Here is a 24616-nt window from a genome sequence, read left to right as displayed (position 1 = left end):
AAATGGCAAGATAAAAATAAAGCGACATCGGCAGGTGCCAAATGTCGCTTTAAAGTGATTGAAGATGCCAAGTATCTTAAATGCGGACTAAATCATCACCATAACCAATCCACTTATAAGTTGTCAGTGCATCTAATCCCATTGGGCCACGGGCATGAAGTTTTTGCGTACTAACGGCCACTTCTGCGCCCAAACCAAACTGGCCGCCATCAGTGAAACGCGTACTGGCATTGACATAAACAGCTGAAGAATCAACCGCACGAACAAAATGTTCGGCGCTGCTCAGCGAGCGGGTCAAAATAGCATCAGAATGGCTGGTACCATGTTCACGGATATGGTCGATAGCAGCATCGATATCAGCCACAATATCCACATTGAGATCCAGAGATAACCATTCATCATCGTAATCGGCAGCTTCCACAGGCATAACCTTGGCTTTACCTTCCGCCAGATACGGCATAGCTTGCGAGCTGGCATGCAATGTCACACCGGATGCATGCATTCTGGCACTTAACACTGGCAGGAAGCACTCGGCGATTGCCTGATGAACCAGCAAAGTTTCCAGTGAGTTACACGCACTTGGGCGCTGAACTTTAGCATTTTCGATCACCAGCAGCGCTTTTTCAAAGTCGGCACTTTCATCGACAAAGGTATGGCAAACACCAATACCTCCGGTGATAACCGGAATAGTCGATTGCTCACGGCACAGTTTATGTAAGCCCGCGCCCCCACGTGGAATCAACATATCGATATAGTTGTCCATACGCAGCAATTGAGTGACCAACTCGCGATCTGGGCTTTCGATCGCCTGTACCGCAGCGGGCGGTAAGCCACATTGCTCCAGCGCTTGCTGGATAACTTTCACTGTCGCCTGATTAGTATGGTGTGTCTCTTTACCGCCCCGTAAAATAACCGCGTTGCCGGTCTTCAAGCATAAGCTAGCCACATCAATTGTAACATTAGGGCGCGCTTCATAAATAACACCAATGACACCCAGAGGTACGCGGCGGCGCTCCAGCTTTAAGCCACTGTCGAGCAAACTGCCGTCAATCACGCGGCCTACAGGGTCATTCAGCCGGCATACCTGGCGCACATCATTCGCAATGGCGGCTAAACGTGCGGGGCTAAGCAGCAACCTATCCAGCAGCGCCTCACTCATGCCACTGTCACGTGCAGCCGCCATATCTTGTTCATTAGCCTGTAAAATGGCCTGACTTTCAGATTCAAGCAGATTGGCTATCACGGCCAAAGCCTGATTTTTCTTTGCCGTACTCAGCATCGCCAATTGCCAGGAAGCCTGCTTAGCGGCTTTCCCCATCTGTTCCAGTATGCTCATACTTGCTCCTTAGCTGACAATCATATCGTCACGATGAACAGCCACTGGGCCGTATTCATACCCGAGAATTTCACTGATTTGTTGCGAATGGTGCCCCGCTAACATGCGTAAAGCATCACTGTTGTAGCGCGATACACCGTGAGCCAAATCGCGCCCACTGAGATTGCGGATACGAATAACTTCGCCACGTGAGAAATTCCCCAGCACGCTACGAATACCTTTTGGCAATAGCGAACTGCCCCGTTCCATAATAGCAATAACAGCACCATCATCGACGGTGATTTCACCTGCGGGCGGCGCGCCAAAAATCCAGCGCTTACGGTTTTCCAGTGGTGTTTCCAGCGCGTGGAATCGGGTGCCTACTGGCGTCCCCTCAATCACATCAGCAATAACCCCCACCTGACTGCCCGCAGCAATCACGACATCAATACCAGCACGACACGCCACATCCGCGGCCTGTAATTTTGTCGCCATGCCGCCAGTACCCAAGCCGGAGACACTGTCGCCCGCCACTCCGCGCAAAGCATCGTCGATACCATGCACTTCGCGGATTAATTCAGCTGCTGGATTATTGCGCGGATCGGCGGTGTACAGCCCGGCTTGATCAGTCAGTAACAGTAGCTTGTCGGCACCGGCCAGAATGGCGGCCAATGCTGAGAGATTATCGTTATCACCCACTTTGATTTCAGCGGTAGCCACGGCATCATTTTCATTGATTACCGGCACGATACGGTTATCTAATAAAGCATTCATGGTGTCACGGGCATTGAGGAAACGCTCGCGATCTTCTAAATCAGCCCGGGTCAGCAACATCTGACCGATATGGATACCGTAGATTGAGAACAACTGTTCCCAAAGTTGAATAAGCCGACTTTGCCCGACCGCGGCTAATAATTGCTTCGAGGCAATAGTGGCGGGTAATTCCGGATAACCCAAGTGTTCACGCCCGGCCGCAATGGCTCCGGAAGTAACAATAACAATACGATGACCTTTTGCGTGTTGCTGGGCGCATTGGCGCACCAATTCAACAATATGGGCACGGTTGAGACGACGGGAGCCGCCAGTCAGAACACTCGTCCCCAATTTCACAACCAAAGTCTGGCTGCCACTCATAATTTTTCTGCCGTTGGGATGAAGAATAAAAGAAAGGGTATAGGAGTCTTTTTAACAGGCGGGAGCCGTTATGCCAAGTACTTTGCGTATCAGCTTCTTAATTGGCATTGCAGGTTGAGTGCAAGCCTGCAATGCCAGTTAAACAGGTCTATTTTTACGCCGACAACTTAACCGGCTGCTCACTGAAATCTTGCGCCGGCTCCAATCTCATTTCAATGGAAGTTAGCATCTCGGCCAGGCGTTTATGGAAACCACGTAGCGTAGTCTCCAGTTTCTCTTGTACTTCAGGATCTTTAATCTTTTCCGCTTTCCAGTTGCCATCTTTATTAAACAGGCCGAGCTGGTAAACATAGGTAAAATGGTCAACTGCGGGTTCCAGTTCTATCCACCATCCCCAGAACTCACGCTTCTCTGGAGCAAGCTTCACATTGACGCACACAGCCAAGCAATCAAAGAAAAATCGGTCATTCTGGCACTGCCCTTCACGTAGGTATGGCCCTAAAGCGGCAAAACGTTTCATAAGCTTACTTTTAGGATGAGCACTGGTTGACGTCATTCTTAAATCTCCTTATGTAGGCCCACCTTTTTAGCAAACTGTTAAAAATTAGCAACTCATTAACGCATTTTATCTTCTAACCACTGACTGGTTTGCAATAATGCGCGATGGAAATTGTCATACAGTGGTGTTGATGATATGGGTAATAATTTGCCATCGGCAGAAGAAGAACAAATCAATTTAGCTTCCTCTTTCGGACTGAAAGGGTCGTTTTCCCAAAAGCCTGCTAACATTGGTGTTTGGCAACGCCGCCCCAATAACCCCTGCGTTTTCAAAGAATAGCGGTTCATTTCTGCTCTGAGTATTTCATCCGCCGCATCCGCCATTCCCAAGCGGCTGGCCATCACATCCATATACATGTCGGGCACTTTGCGCTGACTATCGGCATTACACAGAAGATGATGAACAATCGGCCCAAGGCACGCTACAGCGCGCACACGTTGCGGTTCTAAATACCCCAAACGAACCGCCACATTGGCACCAAAACGGAAACCAAAAACACTGACGCGTTGGTGATCAATCCACGGAACTGTTGTCAATGATTGCAACACTTGCTGATGCAGGAAACTGGTGTCCTGAGTGAGCTTCCACCTTGATGAAGCCCCGACGGATGGCATGTCGATGGTCAACATCGCTATCCCTTTGGGAGCCAGATAGTCGCGGAACAGGCGATAATAATCACTTTGCAATGTATCCAACCCGCCGCACATCAGCACCGTCGGGAATGGCGCGCTGCCAATAGTCGGCATATGCAAGAACCCGTTAAGAGTGCCGCCATCCGAAATATCAAAACTGAGTTCTTTCAAAGTGTAAGGCAGATGCTTAGCGGCCTCTTCATAAGCACGGTTAGACAGCACCTCGACTTGCTCGGCCAGCTCGTCCCCTTTCAAATGCGGATAACCGGCGATGCTGTATAAATTAGCCGCATTTAACCAATACTGGCCCGCATTCATCGGGTCCGCTTCGTCCATGGCTTTTTGCTGCCACTGCATCCCCTGATGGGCCCATTCATAAATCCAGTTACCGTTACGATAACCCACCACCGTATCCAGCAGGTCATTATCGCTGTGTTCCGCTTTCGAGCAGGCAATTCGTGATAATACTTCTTCAATTTCAAGCGGATCGACACCGCGCCACGTCCATATCAGGCGGTTGATCATCCGGTACCAATGGTGGGTGGTATCGCCATCCAATGCCGAGTGAACCGTCATAGGATTGCTGCAATGAGCATGCCGCACTAAAGTTGAAGTTTCAGGGTGCTTGAATTTTGGTTTGAACAGAATTTCAGAAAGGTTGGCTTGTGCCATGGTAACAATAGCCTCCATAAGCCGTGATTCAGGCCCGTTAAGGGCTGGTCAGATGGAGTCAGTGTACTCATACTGCACGGAAAATGAAACGCCCGGTAGGCACCGGGCATTTAAATGGCACTAAATTATTTGCCGCTCAATGGAGCGACGAAAGTTACCGCCATATCCCACGGCTGCTCAATCCAAGTACCTTGAGGAATATCAACCACATAGTCATCAACTAATGGGCGGCCCGCTGGTTTAGCAAAAATGGTCACAAAATGTGCTTTAGGATACATTTCACGGATAGCTTTCGCAGTGCCACCAGTATCAACCAAGTCATCAATCACGATAAAGCCTTCACCGTCGCCTTCTGCGCGTTTCAAAACTTTAAGCTCACCTTGGTTATCATGGTGATAGCTGGCGATGCAAACAGTATCGACATAACGAATACCCAGCTCACGCGCCAGAATACCCGCAGGTACTAACCCACCTCGGCTAACCGCGATGATACCTTTCCATTGCTCAGCAGGCAGTAAACGCTGTGCCAATTTGCGGGCATGAATTTGCAACATATCCCAAGTAACGACGTATTTTTCGCTCATAAAGTGTAATCCCAGCCAGTTATAGAAGTGGCTTGCCATGATTCAGAAGGGGAAAAAAGGTTGCGCGAGATTATAAAGAGCCAGCCGAATAAAAACCAGCAATTATCCGGCTAATTAGCAAAAATTACAGGCATCAAGCAGATATAAAAAACAAAAATTACTGCCTCAAAGGCCATAAAATAGTGTAGGGCTGAATGCTGCAAGAGAGACTGTAGAGCCAAAGGTTCTCGCCATAATCAGAAGCATCGATGACCATTCTGCGTTGTCGTTTAACGAACCAGTTTTAACAAAAATCTAAATTTAAAAATGAGAAAACCTCGGTAATAACTTGCCGACAACTGCCCAAAAAACTCAATAAAGAAACATAACATTTCATTATAAAATCCTATTGTATAACAATTAGTTAAGTTTTTATTGATTTGATTGGCGGTTCTCGAATCAGTCTTAATACAAACAAATCCACTCATCATTTGATATACAGAGTGGAATGATGGGAAAGCAGCCCACATGCCATCACCACTCAAATTAGTAACATTAAACTAACTATCACCTTTCCCTTGTAATTCTAGAGTATAAATACGAAAATATAGCCCATATGTAGGGCCGTGATAACATAAACAAGCTAGACGACCAAGTACAAAAATACAGCAATACATCAGGGTAATTTCAGTTTAATGCTAAAATGGTAATTGTGTGAAAAAACAGCAATTTGCCACGAGAAGCACAATATCAGAGTGTTGGCAGCTGTTAAGCCAAGGGCGGTAGCGTGGATCATGGCAGCAAAGATAAGGTGTTGGCAGAACAGGCTAAAAGTATATTTTTTCGTAAAAACAATGAATTAAGTCTATTTATGATTTATATCTAGCTAAGAAGTACTCTCTGTAAATAATTTCATGCTAAAAAATAGGTTGCTTTAGGCTAGTCAAAGAAGATTTCATTTTGACTAAAAATAAAATAGTCAGATATATCAATGGATTCAGTAGTAATAACCTCATCATTTTCTGGAAAGAAGATATTTAATTGTCTTTTTTTTAATGGATTGGATATTTTAATATATGAATGATAGTAGCAATAAAAATGATACCACACCAATAAAAAGTCAACGTTATGACTTATCTCATTTATCTCCACAACGAGATGAGGTCGACTTTTTTGAATTGATTACCGTTATTTTAAATTCTAAATTTAAAATAATAATAGTCACTTTTTTATTTATAGTAGCCGGCCTCACTGTAGCCTATATGCTCCCTAATCAATGGACAAGTACTGCTATTATAATCAAACCCAGTGATGAGTCCATTCAAGTTTTAGATAAAATAACCACTGATTTAGCCGCATTAGATATTATAATAGATGTTGATGCGGATTATTTATTATCTACATTTAAGCAAAATTTTGACTCACGAGATATGCGTGCTGAATATTTGGTTAACACTAACTATTTTAAAAAATTAATGGCAGAAAATCCACAAGATGAGGTGCGGAGAAAATATCTAATTGAAAAAATAATTAATCAGGATATTAGCTCCGTTAGCTCTCAGCAAGATAAAAACGATGATAAATCTGAGTACCGTTATTATAAATTGTCTCATAAAGCAGAGACGGCCAGTGATGCTCACGATCTTTTACTAGGATATATAAATTATGTAAAGAAAATCGTTGATGCTGATATTACACATAAAATAAAACGGACTATTGATAGAGAAAAAAATCTTAGCATAGAAAAATATAATTTAGATTTATTAAGAGCTAAAAACAAACAAGACGTTAAAGTTGAACGATTAAAATATGCGATCGACATGGCTAATGCCGCGGGCATTAAAAAGCCTATTTATGGTAGTGGTACTGTCATTAATGATGACCCTGACTTCCCAATTACTATTGGTTCAGATACATTGAGCAAAAAATTAGAAATTGAGAAATCCATTACCGACCCAGTTTTAATTGATCCAGATCTTTTGAACCGTAAGTTATATATAGAAAAACTGAATAATTTAAAAATTGATAATATCGACATCGTTCCCTTTAAATATCTACAGCAACCCACAGAACCGACAATAAAAGATGCAACTAAACGCTTGCTGATTCTAATATTATTTACACTGATTGGTTTCGTAGGGTCTGTAACTTTCGTTTTGATAAAACATTTTAAACGTGAATGGGAACAAAAAAATCAAGATACCCATATTGGTTAATATCAACAATTAAACACAGTTCATTTATCCAATAGAGAAAGTAGCTTCACCGCTGATCTATTGGATAAAATCATTACCAAGATAGAAATCCATTACTTTGCATGCGTAATAGACTAACAATATAACCAGATGATTTATATAACAATAATCTGATATCAATCTCGATCTAACTTTGTACAGGAGACTTACAGTGTCTGAACTGTCTCAACTTTCGCCTCAGCCGTTGTGGGATATTTTCGCAAAAATTTGCTCGATCCCTCATCCGTCTTACCATGAAGAAGCTCTGGCACAGCATATTATGACATGGGCCAAGGAAAAAGGCCTCCATGCGGAGCGCGATAAGGTCGGCAATATCCTGCTGCGTAAACCAGCGACTAAGGGGATGGAGAACCGTAAGCCCGTTGCGCTACAAGCTCACTTGGATATGGTGCCACAAAAGAATAATGATACGGAGCATGACTTTACCAAAGATCCTATCCAACCCTATATCGACGGTGAATGGGTTAAAGCCCGTGGCACCACATTAGGTGCGGATAATGGCATTGGTATGGCCTCTGCCTTGGCAGTGCTATCTGACGACAGCGTCGAGCATGGCCCACTAGAAGTGCTACTGACCATGACTGAAGAAGCCGGTATGGATGGCGCATTTGGTCTGCAACCTAACTGGTTGAAAGCCGATATTCTGATTAATACCGATTCCGAGCAGGAAGGTGAAATCTATATGGGTTGCGCCGGTGGTATTGATTTTATTACCACTTTAGCACTAAAGCGCGAAGCCATCCCCGCAGGTTACCAAGCACTGAAACTGACCATAAAAGGTTTGAAAGGCGGTCATTCGGGCGCTGATATCCATTTAGGGCTAGGTAATGCCAATAAACTGCTGGCCCGATTCCTGTTCGACCAGGCCAAAGATTTAGACCTGCGGATATTGGATTTGAATGGCGGCACACTACGTAATGCCATCCCACGTGAAGGTTCTGTGACCTTAGCGGTTGCCGCAGATAAAGTCGACCAGCTGAAAAACCTGAGCCAGGAGTATCTGGCGACCTTGAAAAATGAGCTGGCCGCAGTTGAAAAGAATCTGACTGTATTGCTTGAGCCGATATTGATTGATAATGCTAAGGCTCTGACAAAAGACACCCAACAGCGCCTGATCGCCTTATTGAATGCCACGCCAAACGGTGTCATTCGTATGAGTGATGCAGTAAAAGGCGTGGTTGAAACCTCACTGAATGTGGGTGTCGTTACCATGAATGAGAACGAAGTAGAAATCATCTGCCTAATTCGTTCTCTGATCGACAGCGGCAAAGATTACGTGGTGGGCATGCTGACGGCGATTGGTCAGTTGGCTGGCGCAGATACCTCGCCAAAAGGCGGCTACCCTGGCTGGCAACCTGACCCAACCTCACCGGTGATGGCGTTGGTGCGGGAAACCTACCAAAAACTGTTTAACAAAACACCCAATATCATGGTCATCCATGCTGGTCTGGAATGTGGTTTATTCAAAAAACCTTACCCAGAGATGGATATGGTGTCGATTGGGCCAACAATGACGGGGCCACATTCACCGGATGAACAAGTTCATATCGAAAGTGTGGGCCAGTATTGGCAATTGTTGACGGCGCTGCTAAAAGCGATTCCTGAGCGCGCATAAGCAAATTGGTTTTGTTTGTATATGATAACGGCGGCGCTTAGGCCCGCCGTTTTTTCTTAATCGGGGTTATTCCCAACTCAACAATAATTGCCGCTCGAGTTGCGGATCCAGTAAAGTGACATGTAACCCCACCAAACGCACCCCCCGCTCCGCCCGCCGTTCATTCCATGCTGCCCGCGCTACTTGCAATAAATCCGCTTTATTCAACTCTGGCCAAACATGCTCTTGCGTCGTTTGCTGAAAATCATGAAACTTCAATTTCACCCCTTGCCGGGCGATATGCAGATCCGGCCTAACCTTGCGAAGACGGGTTTCCAGCTCAATATAAAGCTTTTCAATCAATAACTCACAGCTTTCCCAATCATGAATATCCTCTGCCAGAGTCCGCTCAACCCCAACCGATTTGCGCAAGCGATCGGGAGAAACTTCGCGTTCATCAATACCGTGGCTGCGCTCCCACAGCACATGACCAAACTTACCAAAGCGCTTTAATAATTCAGCCTGTGGATAGTGTTGTACATCACTACAGGTTATCAGCCCCAGTTCTTGCAGACGTTTCGCCGTCACTTTGCCCACCCCTGGAATTTTACTCAGCGGCAAATCATGCAAGAAGGGCAATACTTTATCCGGGGTTATCACATACTGACCATTGGGTTTATTTAAATCAGACGCGATCTTGGCTAAAAACTTGACAGGAGCAATGCCCGCAGAAGCTGTTAGATTTAATTCCATCGCAATAGATTGGCGAATCTCTTGTGCAATTAATGTGGCGGAACCGCTGCATGCCTGACAATCAGAAACATCAAGATAGGCTTCATCCAGCGAAAGCGGCTCAATCAAAGGGGTGTAGCGAGCAAAAATCTCACGGATATGCAGCGAAGCTTCTTTATACGCCGCCATTCGGCCAGGGATCACTTTCAGTTGTGGGCAAAGTTTCAGTGCCATGGCGGTAGGCATTGCGCTGCGAACCCCATAACGCCGGGCTGGATAATTGGCGGTGCTAATCACACCGCGCCGGTCCTTACTACCGCCAATCGCAATAGGAATATCACGCAAACTGGGATCGTCACGCATTTCGACTGCCGCGAAGAAGCAATCCATATCGACATGAATAATTTTCCGCATGTTTATCCCCCCGCCAAACCACTGTATAAGAATACAGTTAAATCGGAGAAATTCAAGATTATCCTAGATCCTGACCAGGCAAATTTCGTGATAGCGGGAAACTAACCTGGAAGCAGAGCAATCGCTTCAATTTCCAAGGCCAAATCATGATGTAAAACGGGCACTGGCACCACGCAACGTGCCGGTTTATGTGGCCCCAACCAATCAGCATAAAGCGCATTAAAATGGGGCCATAGGGCAATATCACACAGATAAACTCGCACCTGAATCAAACTATTTACACTGCAATGACAATCCGCAAGTATCCCTTCAATATTGGCAAAAACCTGCATAACCTGAATATCAAAAGGTTGATTTGATAATGCCACGCCCTGCGCCGTGACGGGCAGTTGGCCAGAAAGATAGACCATACCGCCCGCACAGACAGCATGGCTATAATGGCCCGCTGGCGGCGGGCCCTGTGTAGAATTTATTAAGATAGGTGCGGACATCATCAAGACTTATCAATAAAGTGGGCCAAACGGGCTAAATCGACATTACCGCCCGATATAATCACTCCGACTCGTTTACCACGCAAATCCAGCTCATCACTAAAAGCGACTGCCGCCCCTAAGCAACCCGTGGGTTCCACCACAATCTTCATTCGGCTGGTGAAAAATTTCATTGCCGAGATCAATTGGTTATCCGTGGCCGTCAGAATATTATCAACCCGCTCCTGAATAACCGGGAAAGTATAATGTCCTAAAGCCGGAGTTTGCGCGCCGTCCGCAATGGTGACTGGCGTGTCAATTTTAACAATTTTTCCGCTGCGGAAACTCTGTTGCCCATCATTACCGGCGGCAGGTTCCACCCCAATTACCTGACAATTGGGGTAGAGCTCTTTGGCCACCGTAGCACAGCCGGACAACAGCCCGCCGCCGCCCAGTGGCACCAGCAGCACATCCAACTCACCCACTTCTTCAAATAACTCTTTCGCCGCCGTCCCCTGCCCGGCCATCACATCCGGATGGTCATAAGGTGGGATCAAAGTTAGTCCCTGCTCTTGTGCCAGTTGACGGCTAATGGCTTCGCGGTCTTCAAGATAGCGGTCATACAGCACCACTTCGCCGCCATAACCTCGTGTCGCCGCGATTTTAGCGGCTGGCGCATCTTTAGGCATGACAATAACCGCGCGAATGCCTAATTTACGCGCAGACAAAGCAATAGCCTGCGCATGATTCCCCGACGAGAAGGCAATAACCCCTTTTGCTTGCTGTTCTGGCGCTAATTTCACTAACGCGTTATAAGCGCCACGGAATTTAAACGCTCCCATATGCTGGAAATTTTCGCATTTAAAAAACAACTGCGCACCAGTTTGCTCATTGGCGGTGGAGGAAGTCAAAACTGGAGTTTTGAGCGCAAAACCCGCAATCCGTTGATGTGCTTGAATAATATCTTCGTAACTGATGACTAATGGGGCCATCTTCAACTTCCTTCAGTGGGGAGATAGGTATAGACAGTGGAGCGGGCGACACCAAGATTATTGGCAACCACGGTCTGAGCATTTTTTAAATCCATCAAACCCGCTTGCGCCAGTTGGCGCACAATTTCACGCCGCTGTGCCGGGTTCAGCGCGCGTGGAGTGGTATTGTGCGCGGCAGCAAATTGTTCCAGCTGAGTGCGCAACATCTCAAGGCGAGGTGATGCCAGAGACTCCTGAACCTCTGCCGGTGTCGTTTGGGTCAGTTGAGATAAACTGGCGCTGACGGCGGAAAACAGCGAGATATCCATATTGAGACAAAGTGCTCCGATGAATTCCCCTTTGCTATTTTTCAAGCCAATTGATGTGCTTTTGGCCGGACGACCATCAGGAAATTGGTTCGGGTAATTAAGAATAACTTCAGGAAAGTTAGGGTCAGCAATACGGCTTAGCCCCAGTTCAGTCGCTGGCTCACCGACTTCGCGACCGGATAAATTGTTTGAAATTGCCGCAATGGCATGTTCCGGCTGAGTAAGGTCGTGCAAGACAAATTCCACTAAGGGTGCAAATGTTTTGCCCAGTGCCTCAACGATTTTTTTGCTCTCCCGCAACAGGAGTTGATCTTCTGTCAGTTTCATAATTGAAGTATTGTCATTTACTGACAATTTGTCAATTTGATTCTGCAAGTAATAAAAAAGCTGCGCGCAGCAGCTCTTTTCCAAAGGATTGTGGGAGTCAGTATTATTTCAGAATCGAGCTTTTCAGCGATTTATCTTGCTGGTGCCGCTCTAAAGCCAACTCAATCAGTGTAGTGATCAATTCCGTCGAGCCCACACCGGTGGCGCGCCACAATTTGGGATACATACTGATATTAGTAAATCCTGGTAATGTATTTATTTCATTGATAATTACGTGGTTATCTGGGGTTAAAAAGACATCAACCCGCGCCATACCGCAGCATTCGAGCGCTCTAAATGTCGCTAAAGCCACCGTGCGAATGTTGTCGCTGGCAGCACTGTCTATGGCCGCCGGGATGATGACCTGAGCACCAGTTTCATTAATGTATTTAGTGTCATAGGAATAAAACTCGTCGCTGATGACCACCTCGCCACACAAACTGGCTTGCGGGTTGTCATTGCCCATGACTGCACATTCGATCTCCCGCCCAACAATAGCCGATTCCACCAGCACTTTATGGTCAAAATCAAAGGCTAATGCTACCGCCTGCTCATATTCGGCCGCATTACGCACTTTACTCACACCCACCGAGGAGCCCTGATTCGCCGGTTTAATAAATAAAGGTAATCCGAGTTTTTCCGTAATTTTTTCAAAACAATAGCTGTCTTTATTACCACGTGTCAGTGTAATAAAAGGCGCGATATTCAACCCGGCATCACGCAGTAATCGCTTAGTGATGTCTTTATCCATGCTGACCGCAGACCCCACGACACCTGAGCCGACAAAAGGAATATTGGCCATACGCAACAGGCCTTGCAAGGAACCATCTTCCCCTAATGTCCCGTGTACAATAGGGAAAATGACATCCAACTGAGCCAATGCAGCTGCATTATCCGTAGCAATGAGTTGCTGACTCTCTTGGCCAAGGATCAGCGCCACATTTTTGTTTGAATGATTCAGGGAAATTAACGCCGGATGTTCTGCATTTAACAAGTAACTGGATGCATCATTAATATGCCATTTACCTTGTTTATCAATACCTAACAGTGTCACTTCGAATTTTTCTTTATCAATCGCATCCACGATATTCTTGGCCGACTGCAATGACACTTCATGTTCAGCCGATTTACCGCCAAAAATCACACCAACTCGCAATCTTGACACACTACATTCCTTCTTAAGACCAGGCATTTACACCCAATAAAATCACATGTATACCCTAAATAATTCGAGTTGCAGGAGGCCAACGCACATGCAGCTTGAAGATGACCAGCATAACCCTAATACAACCAGTGCCTGCTCAACTAATGTTTTTTAAGATTTATCCAGAATTTTCTTATGACACTGCGTCTTAGATGATGAATTTAGCCCCCCACGCCAACTCAAGAACATTACAAATTAAATTACCGTCAGTGATATTCATAATTATCCTAATCAATGTGACAACAAATTTATGAAATAACAGAATGGAATCCTGTTATTGATATTTTTATCCTTTTTGTCATTTATTTTTAATGAAAAGTCATTAAATTCGATAAAGCCGAAGATTATTGGCTATATGATTAACATCACCCTGAAAAAATTCATTATCAGTCAATGGATGGAAACTAAATATTATGCGAAATTATATAATGGCGACTTTATTACTCTCTGCTAGTTTTGTCACACATGCTAATTCAGCTTCTTCAATGATCCCCCAGCAAGCACCACAAATTATTGCTCATCGGGGGGGGACTGCGGACGGCCCTGAAAACACAATTCCGACCATTCAAAAAGCGCTGAGTAATGGTGCTAATGCAATTTGGGTCACTATTCAACTATCAAAAGATAATAAACTTGTATTGTATCGCCCTTCTGATCTCAAAGAATTGACGGATAAATCGGGTAAAGTTTCTGATTATACCGCGCAGCAACTCGCCCAAACTGATGCCAGCTTTAATTATAATAAAAAACATGATCTTCATCCTGATCCAAAGACACACATTGGCATTCCTACGCTTGATGACGTATTGAAAAAATTCCCTACAACACAATTTTATCTCGACATTAAGTCCCCGGATGCAAATCCAATAATACTGGCTAAAGCCCTGCAAAAAACACTGGAAGCGACCGGTAAAAATGAAGAAAACCGGCTAGTCCGAACCCGCGTCTACTCAACCGATGACACTTATTTGAAGGCGTTGGATAAAGTGAATGAAACCAGCGATATTGCACATAAAATCCAACGATTTGAAAGCCGCGACTTTACGCGAACACAATTAGCCAACATCACGATGGATCATAAATGTGAATTACCGGCAGATAATAAAGAGCGCTGGTATGGTCTGGAGTTACACCGGAAAGTTGAAGTTGTCGAGAAATATACTCTCGGTGAAGGCCGCTCTAACGCAGTATTAAGTTGGGATAAAGAAGCGGTTGATTGTTTCCGTAAAAATACCAATGCACATATTATTTTCTTCGGAATTAATACTCCGGAAGATTATCAGAAAGCGAAAGAATTAGGTGCCAATGGGGTAATGGTGGATTCTCCAGCTCAATTTAAGAAAATAGTCCACGACAATAAATAATTAAACTCATCATACTTCAAACTGCATGTACATTTGCTTCCTGCAACTCAAATTATTTAAGGTATTGAAAATAGCCCCCAATCAACATTCATTGAATGGGGGCTTTAAATACCTATTTTACAGCCAGTAAAACAGGATCTCAGTTAGAGAATACGATATTGCGCCAATGCTTTCTGGCGCGCTGCCTCTTTAGCTAATCGTTTCTTGCGCGAATCACAAGGTTCAGGGCAATCACACACTTTTTCCATCCCCAAAGCCCCAATACCTCCGCAACTGCCCTGCAAAGTTTTACGTTTTACGATATAACCCAGCGACATCCCAGCGATGGCTAAGAGAAAAAAAACAAAAGACGCGATAAAAACAGTCAACATAATCTTCTCCTATCAAAGCCGCTTTTGTAGATACGGTTTGAATGACTCAGAAGAACGCTCCTCAAAGCCTTCATCGGTTTTGACTATCATAAACACCGGAATGCCCAGCAAATTAGCCAATGCCATCCCCCGCTCTGGCCCAAGGACACCTAAACCGGTCGAAAGTCCGTCGGCCGTCATACAGCTTGGATCTAAAACAGTAATTGAGACTAAACGATGGTTGATTGGCCGGCCAGTTTCGGGGTCAATAGTGTGTGAGTAACGCACACCATTTTGCTCAAAATAATTACGATAATCACCAGAGGTGGCTATCGCCATGAGACCGGGTTCGATAATTTCTTGAGTACTTTGTGTAGAGCCTGCGACAGGTTTTTCAATCGCGATACGCCAGGGTTTATTTTCCCCATTGTTACCACGAGTCCGGACTTCCCCACCGATATCGACCATATAATTATCGATATTCTGCGCTTCTAAATATTCGGCAACCACATCTACGCCATATCCTTTAGCTATAGCAGAAAGATCGACATATAGCTCGGGAATACGTTTTACCAAGGCACCATTTTCTACTGCCAAATTATCAATACCCACCCATTCCTGGCGCTTAGCAATTTCAGCATCTGTCGGCACCACATTTGGCCGCCCTTCAGGGCCAAAACCCCATAGATTAACCAACGGCCCAACCGTCACATCCAGCGCCCCATCAGTCAAACGATTAATACGAATAGCCTCTCGTACCACTTTGGCTGTCGCGGGTGAAACAGGAAATGGCGTATCTACTTTCTGACTTTTGTTGAAGCGACTCAATTCGGAGTTTGGCCGGTAAGTCGACATTTGATCATTAACCTGTTCCAGCTCGCGATCTATTTCCTGCTGTAGCTTTTCCGGGCTGATAGTTGTTGAGTCACTCATATACTTAATTGAATATGAGGTACCCATGGTCTTACCTTCAAGATTGATTTGCTCAGGGCCACAACCCGTTAGCAGCAAAACGCCCACCGCAGCCATCAGCCAAAGCATTATATGTCTTCGCACAATATCCCCAATTACTGTAGAAACCCGAGTGGCTGCAAATCAGCCACCGAAGTCATCGAGCATAATATTTTCATCTTCCACACCAAGGTCTTTTAGCATCTTGATGACTGCCGCATTCATCATTGGTGGACCACACATATAGAATTCACAATCTTCAGGTGCTGGGTGATTTTTAAGGTAGTTTTCTAATAACACGTTATGAATGAAGCCGGTATAACCGGTCCAATTGTCTTCTGGTTGTGGGTCAGACAAAGCCACATGCCAACGGAAATTATCATTCTCAGCCTGTAACTGATCAAAATCTTCTTCATAAAACATCTCGCGCCGTGAACGCGCGCCATACCAGAAACTAATCTTGCGCTTAGAATGCAGCCGTTTAAGCTGATCAAAAATATGCGAGCGCATGGGCGCCATACCTGCACCACCGCCAATAAAGACCATTTCGGCATCAGTATCTTTGGCAAAAAACTCACCAAATGGCCCGGAGATAACCACTTTATCACCCGGTTTTAGTGACCAGATGTAGGAAGACATGATCCCCGGAGGGGCATCTGGAACTGACGGTGGCGGCGTAGCGATACGCACGTTCAGCAGGATAATACCGTGCTCTTCTGGGTAGTTTGCCATGGAATAAGCACGCACGGTCGGCTCGGTAACCACTGACTCAAACCGGAACAAATTGAATTTATCCCAGTCGCCGCGATATTCCTCTGGCACATCAAAATCAGCGTATTTTACTGTATGGGGTTCGGCCTCAATTTGAATAAAGCCCCCTGCACGGAATGGCACTACCTCACCATCAGGAATTTTAAGCTTCAGCTCTTTGATAAATGTCGCTTTATTATCATTAGAGATAACTTCACATTCCCACTTTTTCACCCCAAAGATTTCTTCCGGCAATTCGATTTTCAGGTTTTGCTTCACACTAACCTGACATGCCAGCCGGCAGCCTTCTTTTGCTTCCCGCTTGGAGATATGAGAAAGCTCGGTCGGCAGAATATCCCCGCCGCCTTCTTTAATTGTTACCCGGCACTGCCCGCAAGAACCGCCACCGCCGCATGCTGAAGAAACGAATATGCCATGGCTGGAAAGCATATTGAGCAGCTTATCCCCGGCCGGAGCGGTAAAACTTTTATCCGTATCTTCATTTATATCAATTGTAATATCACCGGTATTCACCAGCTTTGACTTGGCAAATAAAATCATCACCGTCAATGCCAGTACAATGAGGGTGAACATCACTACGCCCAGAATTATTTCCATGAATTATTCCTGCCTTTATAGGTTCACGCCGGAGAAAGACATAAACCCTAAGGCCATCAATCCGGTGGTGATAAAGGTGATCCCTAGCCCCTGTAAGCCCGCGGGCACATTGGCATATTTCATTTTTTCGCGAATACCCGCTAACGCCACAATCGCCAGCATCCAACCAATACCGGAACCAAAGCCATACACAATGGATTCAGGGAAGTTGTAGTCACGCTGGGCCATAAATGACACACCGCCGAAGATGGCACAGTTCACCGTAATCAGTGGCAGGAAAATGCCCAATGCGTTGTACAGTGCGGGGAAATAGCGATCAAGAATCATCTCCAGAACCTGTACAATGGCGGCAATTACGCCAATAAAAGTGATGAAGTTCAGGAAGCTAAGGTCAACACCTTCAACCAATGCACCATCGCGCAGAACCAGGTTATAAACCAAATTGTTAGCGGGTACAGAAATGCCCAAAACTACTGTTACTGCAATGCCCAAGCCAAAAGCAGTCGAGACTTTCTTGGAAACCGCGAGGAAAGTACACATCCCCAAGAAAAACGCTAACGCCATATTCTCGACAAACACTGCGCGGACAAACAGACTGATGTAATGTTCCATCGTCAATTACTCCTTCTCAATCTGCGCAGGTTTCAGGGTTCGTAGGCCCCAAATCAGCAAACCAATGATAAAGAATGCGCTAGGTGCCAGCAGGAATAATCCATTAGGCTGATACCAACCGCCATTCTGGACAGTTTCCAACACCGTCACACCAAACAACTTACCCGAGCCAATCAACTCACGGACAAAGCCCACCAGCACTAGCACCACGCCATAACCCAAGCCATTGCCGATGCCATCCATAAAGCTTTCGATTGGCGGGGATTTCATTGCATAAGCTTCGGCACGCCCCATCACAATGCAGTTAGTGATAATCAGACCAACAAATACTGAGAGCTGTTTAGATATCTCATAGGCATAGGCCCGTAGGATCTGATCCACCACAATCACTAGCGAAGCAATAATCACCATCTGAACAATGATGCGCACACTGTTTGGAATATGCTTGCGGATCAGTGAGATGAAGAAACTGGAGAACGCCGTCACCAAGGTGACCGCCAGCGTCATCACTAAAGCGGTTTCCAGCTTGGTGGTGACGGCCAATGCTGAACATACGCCCAAGATTTGCAGCGCAATCGGGTTGTTATCAAATAACGGCCCCAATAAAACTCGTTTAATCTCTTTGCTATCAGCCATTTTTTAACGCCCCTTCGCGCACTTTTTTCAGGAACGGGCCAAAGCCGTTTTCACCGAGCCAAAAATCAAAGCTATTTTGTACCCCATTGGAGGTCAGCGTTGCTCCGGATAAACCATCTATTGCATGGGGATCGTTAGCAGGTGCCCGTCCTTTAACAATACGAATAGCCGGTTGCCCTTGGTCATCAAATAAGCGCTTGCCAATCCATTGGTTACGCCAAATTGGGTTCTCAATCTCGCCCCCAAGCCCCGGTGTCTCGCCCTGGTCGTAATAAGTAATGCCGCGGACTGTTTTGCCGTCGGTATCTATGGCAACAAAGGCATACATCATTGACCACAAACCAGAACCGTAAATCGGTAACACGATTTTATTTATCTGCCCGCTGTCATTGCGTACCAGATAAATTTCAACCACATTCGCCCGACGACGGATACCCGCAATATCTTGTGCCGGAGTCAGCGCGATACTCATTTGGTTATCACGTAGTGCCTGTGCGCGATCAAACGTCGCGGGATCTTGTTGAATGAACTCACCGCTTTGTAAATCGAGCAGACGCGGTTCAATCCGCTGTGCAAACTCACTCTGCACTTCCTCCGCTGGCATTCTCGGTTGCAGTAAACCGGCCACCGCTAAAATATTGCGCTGTTTATCCAACAAGCGCTGTTCTTGTTGCTTGGCTTTCAAGCCCACCGCCGCGCCAGCCACGATGACTGAACACACCAAACACAGCACAATGACCACCAGCAGTGTTTTGCCGATGCTGTCATTATTTCTTGGTTTATCATTCGCCACGGGCTTTCCTCCGCTTGATATTGGCCTGAACAACCACATAATCGAACAGTGGCGCAAACAGGTTAGCGAACAGAATCGCCAACATCATTCCCTCCGGATACGCTGGATTGGCCACGCGGATCAAAACACACATCGCGCCAATCAAGCCGCCATACCACCACTTGCCTTTATTGGTAAAGGAGGCGGATACCGGGTCGGTTGCCATAAAAATCATGCCGAAAGCAAAGCCGCCGAGCACCAAGTGCCAATACCATGGCATGGCGAATAAGGGGTTGGTGCTGGAGCCGACCCAGTTAAACAGGTAGGCCGTCGCCATCATGCCGATCATGACCCCAGCCACAATTCGCCAGGACGCTACACGCCCGAAGATGATAATGGCCCCGCCAATCAAGATCATTAGCGTAGAGACTTCACCAATAGAACCAGGAATATTGCCGAGGAATGCATCCATCCAGGTGATAGGTTGGCCGCTAATCGTATTGACTAAACTGTGGCTACCGTTAACACTCCATTGCGATAAGGGCGTTGCGCCAGAAAAACCATCGGCGGCAGTCCAGACCAAGTCACCAGATATTTGCGCCGGATAAGCAAAGAACAGGAAAGCGCGCCCAGCCAGTGCCGGGTTGAGGAAATTACGCCCAGTGCCGCCGAAGATCTCTTTACCAATCACCACCCCAAATGAGATCCCCAGCGCCGCCTGCCATAATGGCAATGTCGGCGGAACTATCAGGGAAAACAGAATCGAGGTCACAAAGAAACCTTCGTTGATTTCATGCTTGCGAATAATGGAGAACACCACTTCCCAGAAGCCGCCCACCACAAATACGACTGCATAAATGGGCAGGAAATAGACCGCCCCCAGCACCATTTTACTCACCCAATTGGCGTCTGGTGCCAATGATGCACCCAGCATTTGTGCCAGCCGGTAATGCCAATCGCTGGCAATAATCTGTTGCAGCTCCGCGCCACTGTAAAGTTGGTTTAAGGCCGGAATCGACTGCCCACCGACGTTATACATCCCCCAGAACATCGCCGGGAATACTGCCAGCCACACCAAAATCATCATTCGTTTTAGATCGATAGCATCACGAACGTGAGAGGCACCCGGTGTCACTTTGCCTTGCGTATAAAAAATGGTGGCCGCAGCTTCATACAGCGGATAATACTTCTCGAGCTTCCCACCGGCTTCAAAGTGGTGCTCTATTTTCTCAAGAAAACTTTTCAGGCCCATCGGTTATCCTTCCTGCTCAATCTTGGTCAGTATGTCGCGCAATACCGGCCCATATTCATACTTACCGGGGCAGACAAATGTACACAGAGCCAAATCTTCTTCATCCAATTCCAGACACCCCAGAGCCGCAGCGCTGTCGGTATCGCCAGATAACAGGTCACGTAGCAAATGAGTGGCCAGAATATCCAGTGGCATAACGCGCTCATAGTTGCCAATCGGCACCATCGCGCGCTCCCCCCCTTGCATATCAGTGGAGAAAGCAAACAATTTGCGCTTGAAGAAATGGCCCAATGTGGTGCGAGTAATAGAGTATTTATCACGCCCAGGCATCACCCAACCGAATAGCTCTTTCTCTCGCCCTTCGCGGATAACGGACACTTGTTGATGAAAACGCCCCAGATAGCCATGAGTGGCGGAGAAGGCAGTACCACTGAGCACTGAACCGGAGATAATGCGATTATCCCCCTCTTTCAGCCGACCGGTGGTCAATTCAGATAAACTCGCCCCGAGACGAGTGCGCAGTAAAACCGGCTGATTTACCTGTGGGCCTGCGACGGCGACGATACGATCAGTCCACAACTCACCACGGGTAAATAATTTTCCAATAGCAATGACATCCTGATAACCCACATGCCAGACAATCTTGTTCAGACTGACCGGTTCAAGGAAGTGGATGTGAGTCCCCACCAGACCGGCGGGATGCGGGCCGGAGAACTCATTGTAAGTCACCTGCGCATTCGGATGGCTGGCCACTATTTGCCTCGGCGCATGACAAACATGCACTTTGCCCTCCGTCAGGCGGGACAATACTGTTAAGCCGTGATTGAAAGCAGCAGACTCAGTGGCAATAATCACCTGCGGATCAGCCGCCAGCGGTTGGGTATCCATGGCGCTAACAAAAATAGCTCGTGGACGGCTACCGAGGGCCGGGGTCTTGCTGAAAGGGCGGGTTCGCAGCGCAGTCCATAAGCCGGATACCTGCAAAAGCCGCTGCACTTGTTCTTCGCTCAGTTGGCTGAGAGAAGACTCGTCATAATGCTCGAACGGGATTTGCTCATCGCCGTCAATGTCAATCACCACAGATTGTAAAACCCGGCGCTCACCGCGATTGATGGCACTCACTTTGCCACTAGCAGGGGCAGTAAATATCACGCCTGGATTTTTTTTATCTTCAAATAGCGGCTGGCCTTTCTTAACCCAATCACCTTCCTGAATTAACATTGAGGGGCGCATCCCCACATACTCTTCACCGAGCAAGGCCACATGATGAATTGCTGGCCCCTCTTCTATTACCTGTGCAGGTGCTCCAGCAATGGGGAGATCTAGTCCTTTCTTTATTTTAATCATAGAGTTGAACTACTTTATCAGTTATATCAAATGCTGCACTTAGCCCAGAATGTACAGCCACACAAAGAGAATATTCTTTCATTGTTCAGTTAAATGGCACTTTAATACTGAGTCAATTAGACAAACATAAATATTGGCCGAAAGAGTCTCAGAAATTAATGCTGACCCCATACCAGGTGTCATTGAATAGAAAACAACCATTAATTGAGCAGGTCATCAGCAGTGGGCAATTTTAGCATTTCCCTTTGGCACTGTCTGACAAATGCAGTGACTTGAGTCAAGCAAATACAAATAATTTACTGCAAAATCGGATATGTATTCGGTAAAATCGTATCATTAATTCATCTTTACCGATTTTGTATTTATTTTATACAAAACATAGTTTGCTAAAAAATCTCTGACTGATAATCTGCGCATATAAATCAAAGAATGCAGTGGCATAATTTACATAATATAAGTAGGAATAATAAATGGGCAAAATCGCGCCATTTTTTGCGATGAGAATGTCTGCAACGGTAATGTTTGCAGCGATAATTTGTCTGCCTGCGGTATCTTTCACCAGCTCAGCCAGTGAGCCTGTGGCGGTATCTAAAGAACTAAAACAGCAATTACTCGGGTCATCGGTCTATATTCAAATCTTCAAAGAAGAACGTATCCTGGAATTATATGCCCGGTTACAAGGCGAATATCGTTTGGTACAAAGCTACCGTATCTGTGAATTCTCCGGTGGACTTGGCCCAAAGCGCCGTGAAGGGGATTTTAAAAGTCCGGAAGGGTTTTACACTATTGATATGCGCCATTTAAAACCCGACAGTAAGTTTTATCGGGCAATCAATATTGGCTTCCCAAATGATTATGATAAGTCGCAAGGTTATTCAGGCAAATATCTGATGATCCATGGCGCTTGCAAATCAATCGGCTGTTATGCAATGACTGACGCCTATATGGACGAGATATTTAACTACGTGCAAACGGCATTTATCTTTGGGCAGGAAAAAGTGGATATCAATATTTACCCTTTCCGCATGACCGAACAAAATATGCAACGCCATCGTAACTCTTCGGATTATAACTTCTGGCGTCAATTGCAACCGGGCTATGAGTATTTTGCCAAAAACCGCATGCCGCCGTCAGTTTCGGTGGTTAACGGGCAATATGTGCTTAGCCGCCCGCCAACCTCCAGTGCACCAGAATCACAGTATGCCCTGACAAAATCAGATGCTCTGACCAAAGCCAATACGCTCACCAAAACAGAATAATTCAAATTCGCCTGGTGCAATTTTGTGCCAGGTTTCATTGCCGGTTAAGGGCTGCGTAGCAATCACCGTGACCACATCGTTGGGTGTGGTCTGGCGCTGAAAATCGATTTCAACATCTTGATCCAGCAAAGTCGCTTTACCGAAAGGAGCGCGGCGTGTTATCCAATATAAATTGGTCGAACAGAACGCCATGACAAAACGCCCATCCGAAAGCAACATATTAAACACCCCTTTAGCGCGTAATTGCTCACACAAGGTGCCAATATAGCGAAATACCGCGGGCCAGTTACTCGGCGTGCGGGGGTAGCGTTTTGCCAGTTGATTCAGTAGCCAGCAGAAAGCATATTCACTGTCTGTTTGGCCAATAGGCCGGAAAGTTCCGGTATCCCATTGGCGATAGCCTTTAAGTTGGCCGTTATGGGCATAAGTCCAATTTCGCCCCCACATTTCACGGGTAAAAGGATGGGTATTTTCTAATGCGACTTCCCCCCGATTTGCCTGACGAATATGGGAAACTACTGCACAGGATTTGATCGGATAATCTTGCACCAATCGGGCAATGGGCGAATTAAAACTGGGTTGAGGATCTTTAAACGTGCGGCACCCATTACCTTCATAGAAAGTAATTCCCCAGCCATCTTTGTGTGGGCCTGTTCCCCCGCCCCGTTGCACCAAACCCGTAAAGCTAAAGCAAATATCCGTCGGAACATTTGCGCTCATTCCGAGCAATTCGCACATATATTCCTCCGCGCACCAAATAGGGCTTCAAGCGCCGTATTGTTCACTTAGCCATAAGGTGATCAACTGGCCGTTGATCACCTCAGAAAATCAGGCTTTTACCATCTCTTTTTCAATCAACTGAATCAAGATGTGAATCACTTTAATATGAATTTCCTGAATACGATCTGCATAGCCGAAATGAGGAACACGAATTTCGATATCCGCAGAGCCGGCCATTTTGCCGCCATCTTTACCTGTCAGGGTAATGACTTTCATGCCTTTAGCACGTGCAGCTTCAATGGCTTTAATGATATTACCTGAATTACCTGAAGTGGAAATACCGAGCAGCACGTCCCCTTCACGGCCTACAGCTTCAACATAGCGAGAGAAAACATAGTCATAGCCAAAATCGTTACTGACACAAGAGAGATGGCTGACATCTGAAATCGCAATAGCCGGATAACCGGGGCGATTCTCACGGTAACGGCCGGTCAGCTCTTCGGCAAAATGCATGGCATCACAATGGGAGCCACCATTACCGCATGACAACACTTTACCGCCAGCTTTAAAAGAATCAGCTAATAATACAGCTGCGCGCTGGATGGCATCAATATTGGCATCATCTTTCAGAAAGTTTGCCAGTGTGTCTGCGGCTTCGTTCAGTTCACTGCGGATTAAATCCTGGTACATAGGAGCCTCTTTATCGTTCTATACCTAAATATTCGTCCGCCGCCAGTGTACCGGATAGCATAAACTGCGAGAAGTACTGTAATGA

24 protein-coding genes are annotated in these 24616 nt (G+C 46.1%); 4 read left to right on the top strand and 20 right to left on the bottom strand.

The window, feature by feature from the left end:
• Window positions 1-76: 76 nt before the first annotated feature.
• From proA to gpt, 5 genes are all read right to left on the bottom strand, one after another.
• Complete coding sequence (gene proA, locus DX162_RS11285) at window positions 77-1330, bottom strand: glutamate-5-semialdehyde dehydrogenase (RefSeq protein WP_032820753.1); 1254 nt, start codon at window positions 1328-1330, stop codon at window positions 77-79.
• A gap of 15 nt (window positions 1331-1345) precedes the next feature.
• Window positions 1346-2449, bottom strand: a complete 1104-nt coding sequence (proB, locus tag DX162_RS11280; RefSeq protein WP_004392304.1) for a glutamate 5-kinase — start codon at window positions 2447-2449, stop codon at window positions 1346-1348.
• A gap of 154 nt (window positions 2450-2603) precedes the next feature.
• Window positions 2604-3005 (bottom strand): sigma factor-binding protein Crl, encoded by a 402-nt coding sequence (gene crl, locus DX162_RS11275; RefSeq protein ID WP_032820734.1) that lies wholly within the window; start codon window positions 3003-3005, stop codon window positions 2604-2606.
• 59 nt (window positions 3006-3064) lie between these two features.
• Window positions 3065-4312, bottom strand: a complete 1248-nt coding sequence (gene frsA, locus DX162_RS11270; RefSeq protein WP_098081146.1) for an esterase FrsA — start codon at window positions 4310-4312, stop codon at window positions 3065-3067.
• 125 nt (window positions 4313-4437) lie between these two features.
• Window positions 4438-4896, bottom strand: a complete 459-nt coding sequence (gene gpt, locus DX162_RS11265) for a xanthine phosphoribosyltransferase (protein ID WP_032820735.1) — start codon at window positions 4894-4896, stop codon at window positions 4438-4440.
• 1055 nt (window positions 4897-5951) lie between these two features.
• Between gpt and wzz(fepE) the strand changes: the two genes are divergently transcribed.
• Window positions 5952-7091, top strand: coding sequence for an LPS O-antigen length regulator Wzz(fepE) (wzz(fepE), locus tag DX162_RS11260; protein WP_004392311.1), 1140 nt, complete (start codon window positions 5952-5954; stop codon window positions 7089-7091).
• Window positions 7092-7281: 190 nt separating this feature from the next.
• Entirely contained in the window at window positions 7282-8745 is a 1464-nt protein-coding gene (pepD, locus tag DX162_RS11255) for a beta-Ala-His dipeptidase (protein ID WP_004392312.1), read from the top strand.
• A 66-nt stretch (window positions 8746-8811) separates the two neighbouring features.
• Here pepD and dinB read toward each other — a convergent pair whose 3' ends face one another.
• From dinB to ddlA, 5 genes are all read right to left on the bottom strand, one after another.
• Entirely contained in the window at window positions 8812-9870 is a 1059-nt protein-coding gene (dinB, locus tag DX162_RS11250) for a DNA polymerase IV (protein WP_004392313.1), read from the bottom strand.
• 101 nt (window positions 9871-9971) lie between these two features.
• Complete coding sequence (locus DX162_RS11245) at window positions 9972-10364, bottom strand: RidA family protein (protein WP_032820737.1); 393 nt, start codon at window positions 10362-10364, stop codon at window positions 9972-9974.
• Window positions 10364-11332 carry a threo-3-hydroxy-L-aspartate ammonia-lyase gene (locus DX162_RS11240; RefSeq protein ID WP_032820739.1) on the bottom strand — a complete coding sequence of 323 codons (969 nt, stop codon included), beginning with the start codon at window positions 11330-11332 and terminating at the stop codon, window positions 10364-10366. The genes DX162_RS11245 and DX162_RS11240 overlap by 1 nt, the downstream gene beginning before the upstream one ends.
• Window positions 11333-11334: 2 nt before the next feature.
• On the bottom strand, window positions 11335-11967 hold the full coding sequence (locus tag DX162_RS11235) for a helix-turn-helix transcriptional regulator (protein WP_004392317.1): 633 nt from the start codon (window positions 11965-11967) through the stop codon (window positions 11335-11337).
• Between the two features lie 103 nt (window positions 11968-12070).
• Entirely contained in the window at window positions 12071-13171 is a 1101-nt protein-coding gene (gene ddlA, locus DX162_RS11230; RefSeq protein ID WP_032820740.1) for a D-alanine--D-alanine ligase, read from the bottom strand.
• Window positions 13172-13623: 452 nt separating this feature from the next.
• Between ddlA and DX162_RS11225 the strand changes: the two genes are divergently transcribed.
• Entirely contained in the window at window positions 13624-14574 is a 951-nt protein-coding gene (locus tag DX162_RS11225) for a glycerophosphodiester phosphodiesterase family protein (RefSeq protein ID WP_032820741.1), read from the top strand.
• A gap of 143 nt (window positions 14575-14717) precedes the next feature.
• Here the strand turns inward: DX162_RS11225 and nqrM are convergent, their stop codons facing one another.
• The 8 genes from nqrM to DX162_RS11185 are packed head-to-tail and all read right to left on the bottom strand — an operon-like array spanning window position 14718 to window position 21862.
• Complete coding sequence (gene nqrM, locus DX162_RS11220) at window positions 14718-14945, bottom strand: (Na+)-NQR maturation NqrM (RefSeq protein ID WP_004392321.1); 228 nt, start codon at window positions 14943-14945, stop codon at window positions 14718-14720.
• A gap of 12 nt (window positions 14946-14957) precedes the next feature.
• Entirely contained in the window at window positions 14958-15965 is a 1008-nt protein-coding gene (locus DX162_RS11215; protein ID WP_004392322.1) for an FAD:protein FMN transferase, read from the bottom strand.
• A 54-nt stretch (window positions 15966-16019) separates the two neighbouring features.
• Window positions 16020-17243 carry an NADH:ubiquinone reductase (Na(+)-transporting) subunit F gene (gene nqrF / locus DX162_RS11210; protein ID WP_004392324.1) on the bottom strand — a complete coding sequence of 408 codons (1224 nt, stop codon included), beginning with the start codon at window positions 17241-17243 and terminating at the stop codon, window positions 16020-16022.
• Window positions 17244-17258: 15 nt separating this feature from the next.
• On the bottom strand, window positions 17259-17855 hold the full coding sequence (gene nqrE, locus DX162_RS11205) for an NADH:ubiquinone reductase (Na(+)-transporting) subunit E (protein ID WP_004392325.1): 597 nt from the start codon (window positions 17853-17855) through the stop codon (window positions 17259-17261).
• 6 nt (window positions 17856-17861) lie between these two features.
• Window positions 17862-18491 (bottom strand): NADH:ubiquinone reductase (Na(+)-transporting) subunit D, encoded by a 630-nt coding sequence (locus DX162_RS11200; RefSeq protein ID WP_032820744.1) that lies wholly within the window; start codon window positions 18489-18491, stop codon window positions 17862-17864.
• Complete coding sequence (locus DX162_RS11195) at window positions 18484-19284, bottom strand: Na(+)-translocating NADH-quinone reductase subunit C (RefSeq protein ID WP_032820746.1); 801 nt, start codon at window positions 19282-19284, stop codon at window positions 18484-18486. The genes DX162_RS11200 and DX162_RS11195 overlap by 8 nt, the downstream gene beginning before the upstream one ends.
• A complete protein-coding gene (locus DX162_RS11190; RefSeq protein ID WP_004392329.1) occupies window positions 19274-20515 on the bottom strand; it encodes an NADH:ubiquinone reductase (Na(+)-transporting) subunit B in 1242 nt (413 codons plus the stop codon). The genes DX162_RS11195 and DX162_RS11190 overlap by 11 nt, the downstream gene beginning before the upstream one ends.
• A gap of 3 nt (window positions 20516-20518) precedes the next feature.
• Window positions 20519-21862, bottom strand: a complete 1344-nt coding sequence (locus tag DX162_RS11185) for a Na(+)-translocating NADH-quinone reductase subunit A (protein ID WP_004392330.1) — start codon at window positions 21860-21862, stop codon at window positions 20519-20521.
• Between the two features lie 470 nt (window positions 21863-22332).
• On the opposite strand from DX162_RS11185, the gene dpaA reads away from it, so the two are divergent.
• Window positions 22333-23121, top strand: coding sequence for a peptidoglycan meso-diaminopimelic acid protein amidase (dpaA, locus tag DX162_RS11180; RefSeq protein WP_032820747.1), 789 nt, complete (start codon window positions 22333-22335; stop codon window positions 23119-23121).
• Here the strand turns inward: dpaA and DX162_RS11175 are convergent.
• Window positions 23077-23859, bottom strand: a complete 783-nt coding sequence (locus tag DX162_RS11175) for a class II glutamine amidotransferase (RefSeq protein ID WP_032820748.1) — start codon at window positions 23857-23859, stop codon at window positions 23077-23079. The two genes, dpaA and DX162_RS11175, sit on opposite strands and share 45 nt — an antisense overlap.
• A gap of 90 nt (window positions 23860-23949) precedes the next feature.
• Window positions 23950-24531 carry a D-sedoheptulose 7-phosphate isomerase gene (lpcA, locus tag DX162_RS11170; RefSeq protein ID WP_004392333.1) on the bottom strand — a complete coding sequence of 194 codons (582 nt, stop codon included), beginning with the start codon at window positions 24529-24531 and terminating at the stop codon, window positions 23950-23952.
• Window positions 24532-24616: the final 85 nt, after the last annotated feature.

The organism is Yersinia kristensenii (assembly GCF_900460525.1).
GTDB lineage: Bacteria > Pseudomonadota > Gammaproteobacteria > Enterobacterales > Enterobacteriaceae > Yersinia > Yersinia kristensenii.
The sequence above is the reverse complement of the archived record's forward strand: the minus strand, read 5'-3'. Positions and strand labels throughout refer to the sequence as shown.

Coding starts and splice junctions, on each gene's coding strand:
- proB (WP_004392304.1), bottom strand. CDS start 2,449: ATGAGTGGCAGCCAGACTTTGGTTGTGAAATTGGGGACGAGTGTTCTG.
- crl (WP_032820734.1), bottom strand. CDS start 3,005: ATGACGTCAACCAGTGCTCATCCTAAAAGTAAGCTTATGAAACGTTTT.
- frsA (WP_098081146.1), bottom strand. CDS start 4,312: ATGGCACAAGCCAACCTTTCTGAAATTCTGTTCAAACCAAAATTCAAG.
- gpt (WP_032820735.1), bottom strand. CDS start 4,896: ATGAGCGAAAAATACGTCGTTACTTGGGATATGTTGCAAATTCATGCC.
- dinB (WP_004392313.1), bottom strand. CDS start 9,870: ATGCGGAAAATTATTCATGTCGATATGGATTGCTTCTTCGCGGCAGTC.
- DX162_RS11245 (WP_032820737.1), bottom strand. CDS start 10,364: ATGATGTCCGCACCTATCTTAATAAATTCTACACAGGGCCCGCCGCCA.
- DX162_RS11240 (WP_032820739.1), bottom strand. CDS start 11,332: ATGGCCCCATTAGTCATCAGTTACGAAGATATTATTCAAGCACATCAA.
- DX162_RS11235 (WP_004392317.1), bottom strand. CDS start 11,967: ATGAAACTGACAGAAGATCAACTCCTGTTGCGGGAGAGCAAAAAAATC.
- DX162_RS11225 (WP_032820741.1), top strand. CDS start 13,624: ATGCGAAATTATATAATGGCGACTTTATTACTCTCTGCTAGTTTTGTC.
- nqrM (WP_004392321.1), bottom strand. CDS start 14,945: ATGTTGACTGTTTTTATCGCGTCTTTTGTTTTTTTTCTCTTAGCCATC.
- DX162_RS11215 (WP_004392322.1), bottom strand. CDS start 15,965: ATGCTTTGGCTGATGGCTGCGGTGGGCGTTTTGCTGCTAACGGGTTGT.
- nqrF (WP_004392324.1), bottom strand. CDS start 17,243: ATGGAAATAATTCTGGGCGTAGTGATGTTCACCCTCATTGTACTGGCA.
- nqrE (WP_004392325.1), bottom strand. CDS start 17,855: ATGGAACATTACATCAGTCTGTTTGTCCGCGCAGTGTTTGTCGAGAAT.
- DX162_RS11200 (WP_032820744.1), bottom strand. CDS start 18,491: ATGGCTGATAGCAAAGAGATTAAACGAGTTTTATTGGGGCCGTTATTT.
- DX162_RS11190 (WP_004392329.1), bottom strand. CDS start 20,515: ATGGGCCTGAAAAGTTTTCTTGAGAAAATAGAGCACCACTTTGAAGCC.
- DX162_RS11185 (WP_004392330.1), bottom strand. CDS start 21,862: ATGATTAAAATAAAGAAAGGACTAGATCTCCCCATTGCTGGAGCACCT.
- dpaA (WP_032820747.1), top strand. CDS start 22,333: ATGGGCAAAATCGCGCCATTTTTTGCGATGAGAATGTCTGCAACGGTA.
- DX162_RS11175 (WP_032820748.1), bottom strand. CDS start 23,859: ATGTGCGAATTGCTCGGAATGAGCGCAAATGTTCCGACGGATATTTGC.
- lpcA (WP_004392333.1), bottom strand. CDS start 24,531: ATGTACCAGGATTTAATCCGCAGTGAACTGAACGAAGCCGCAGACACA.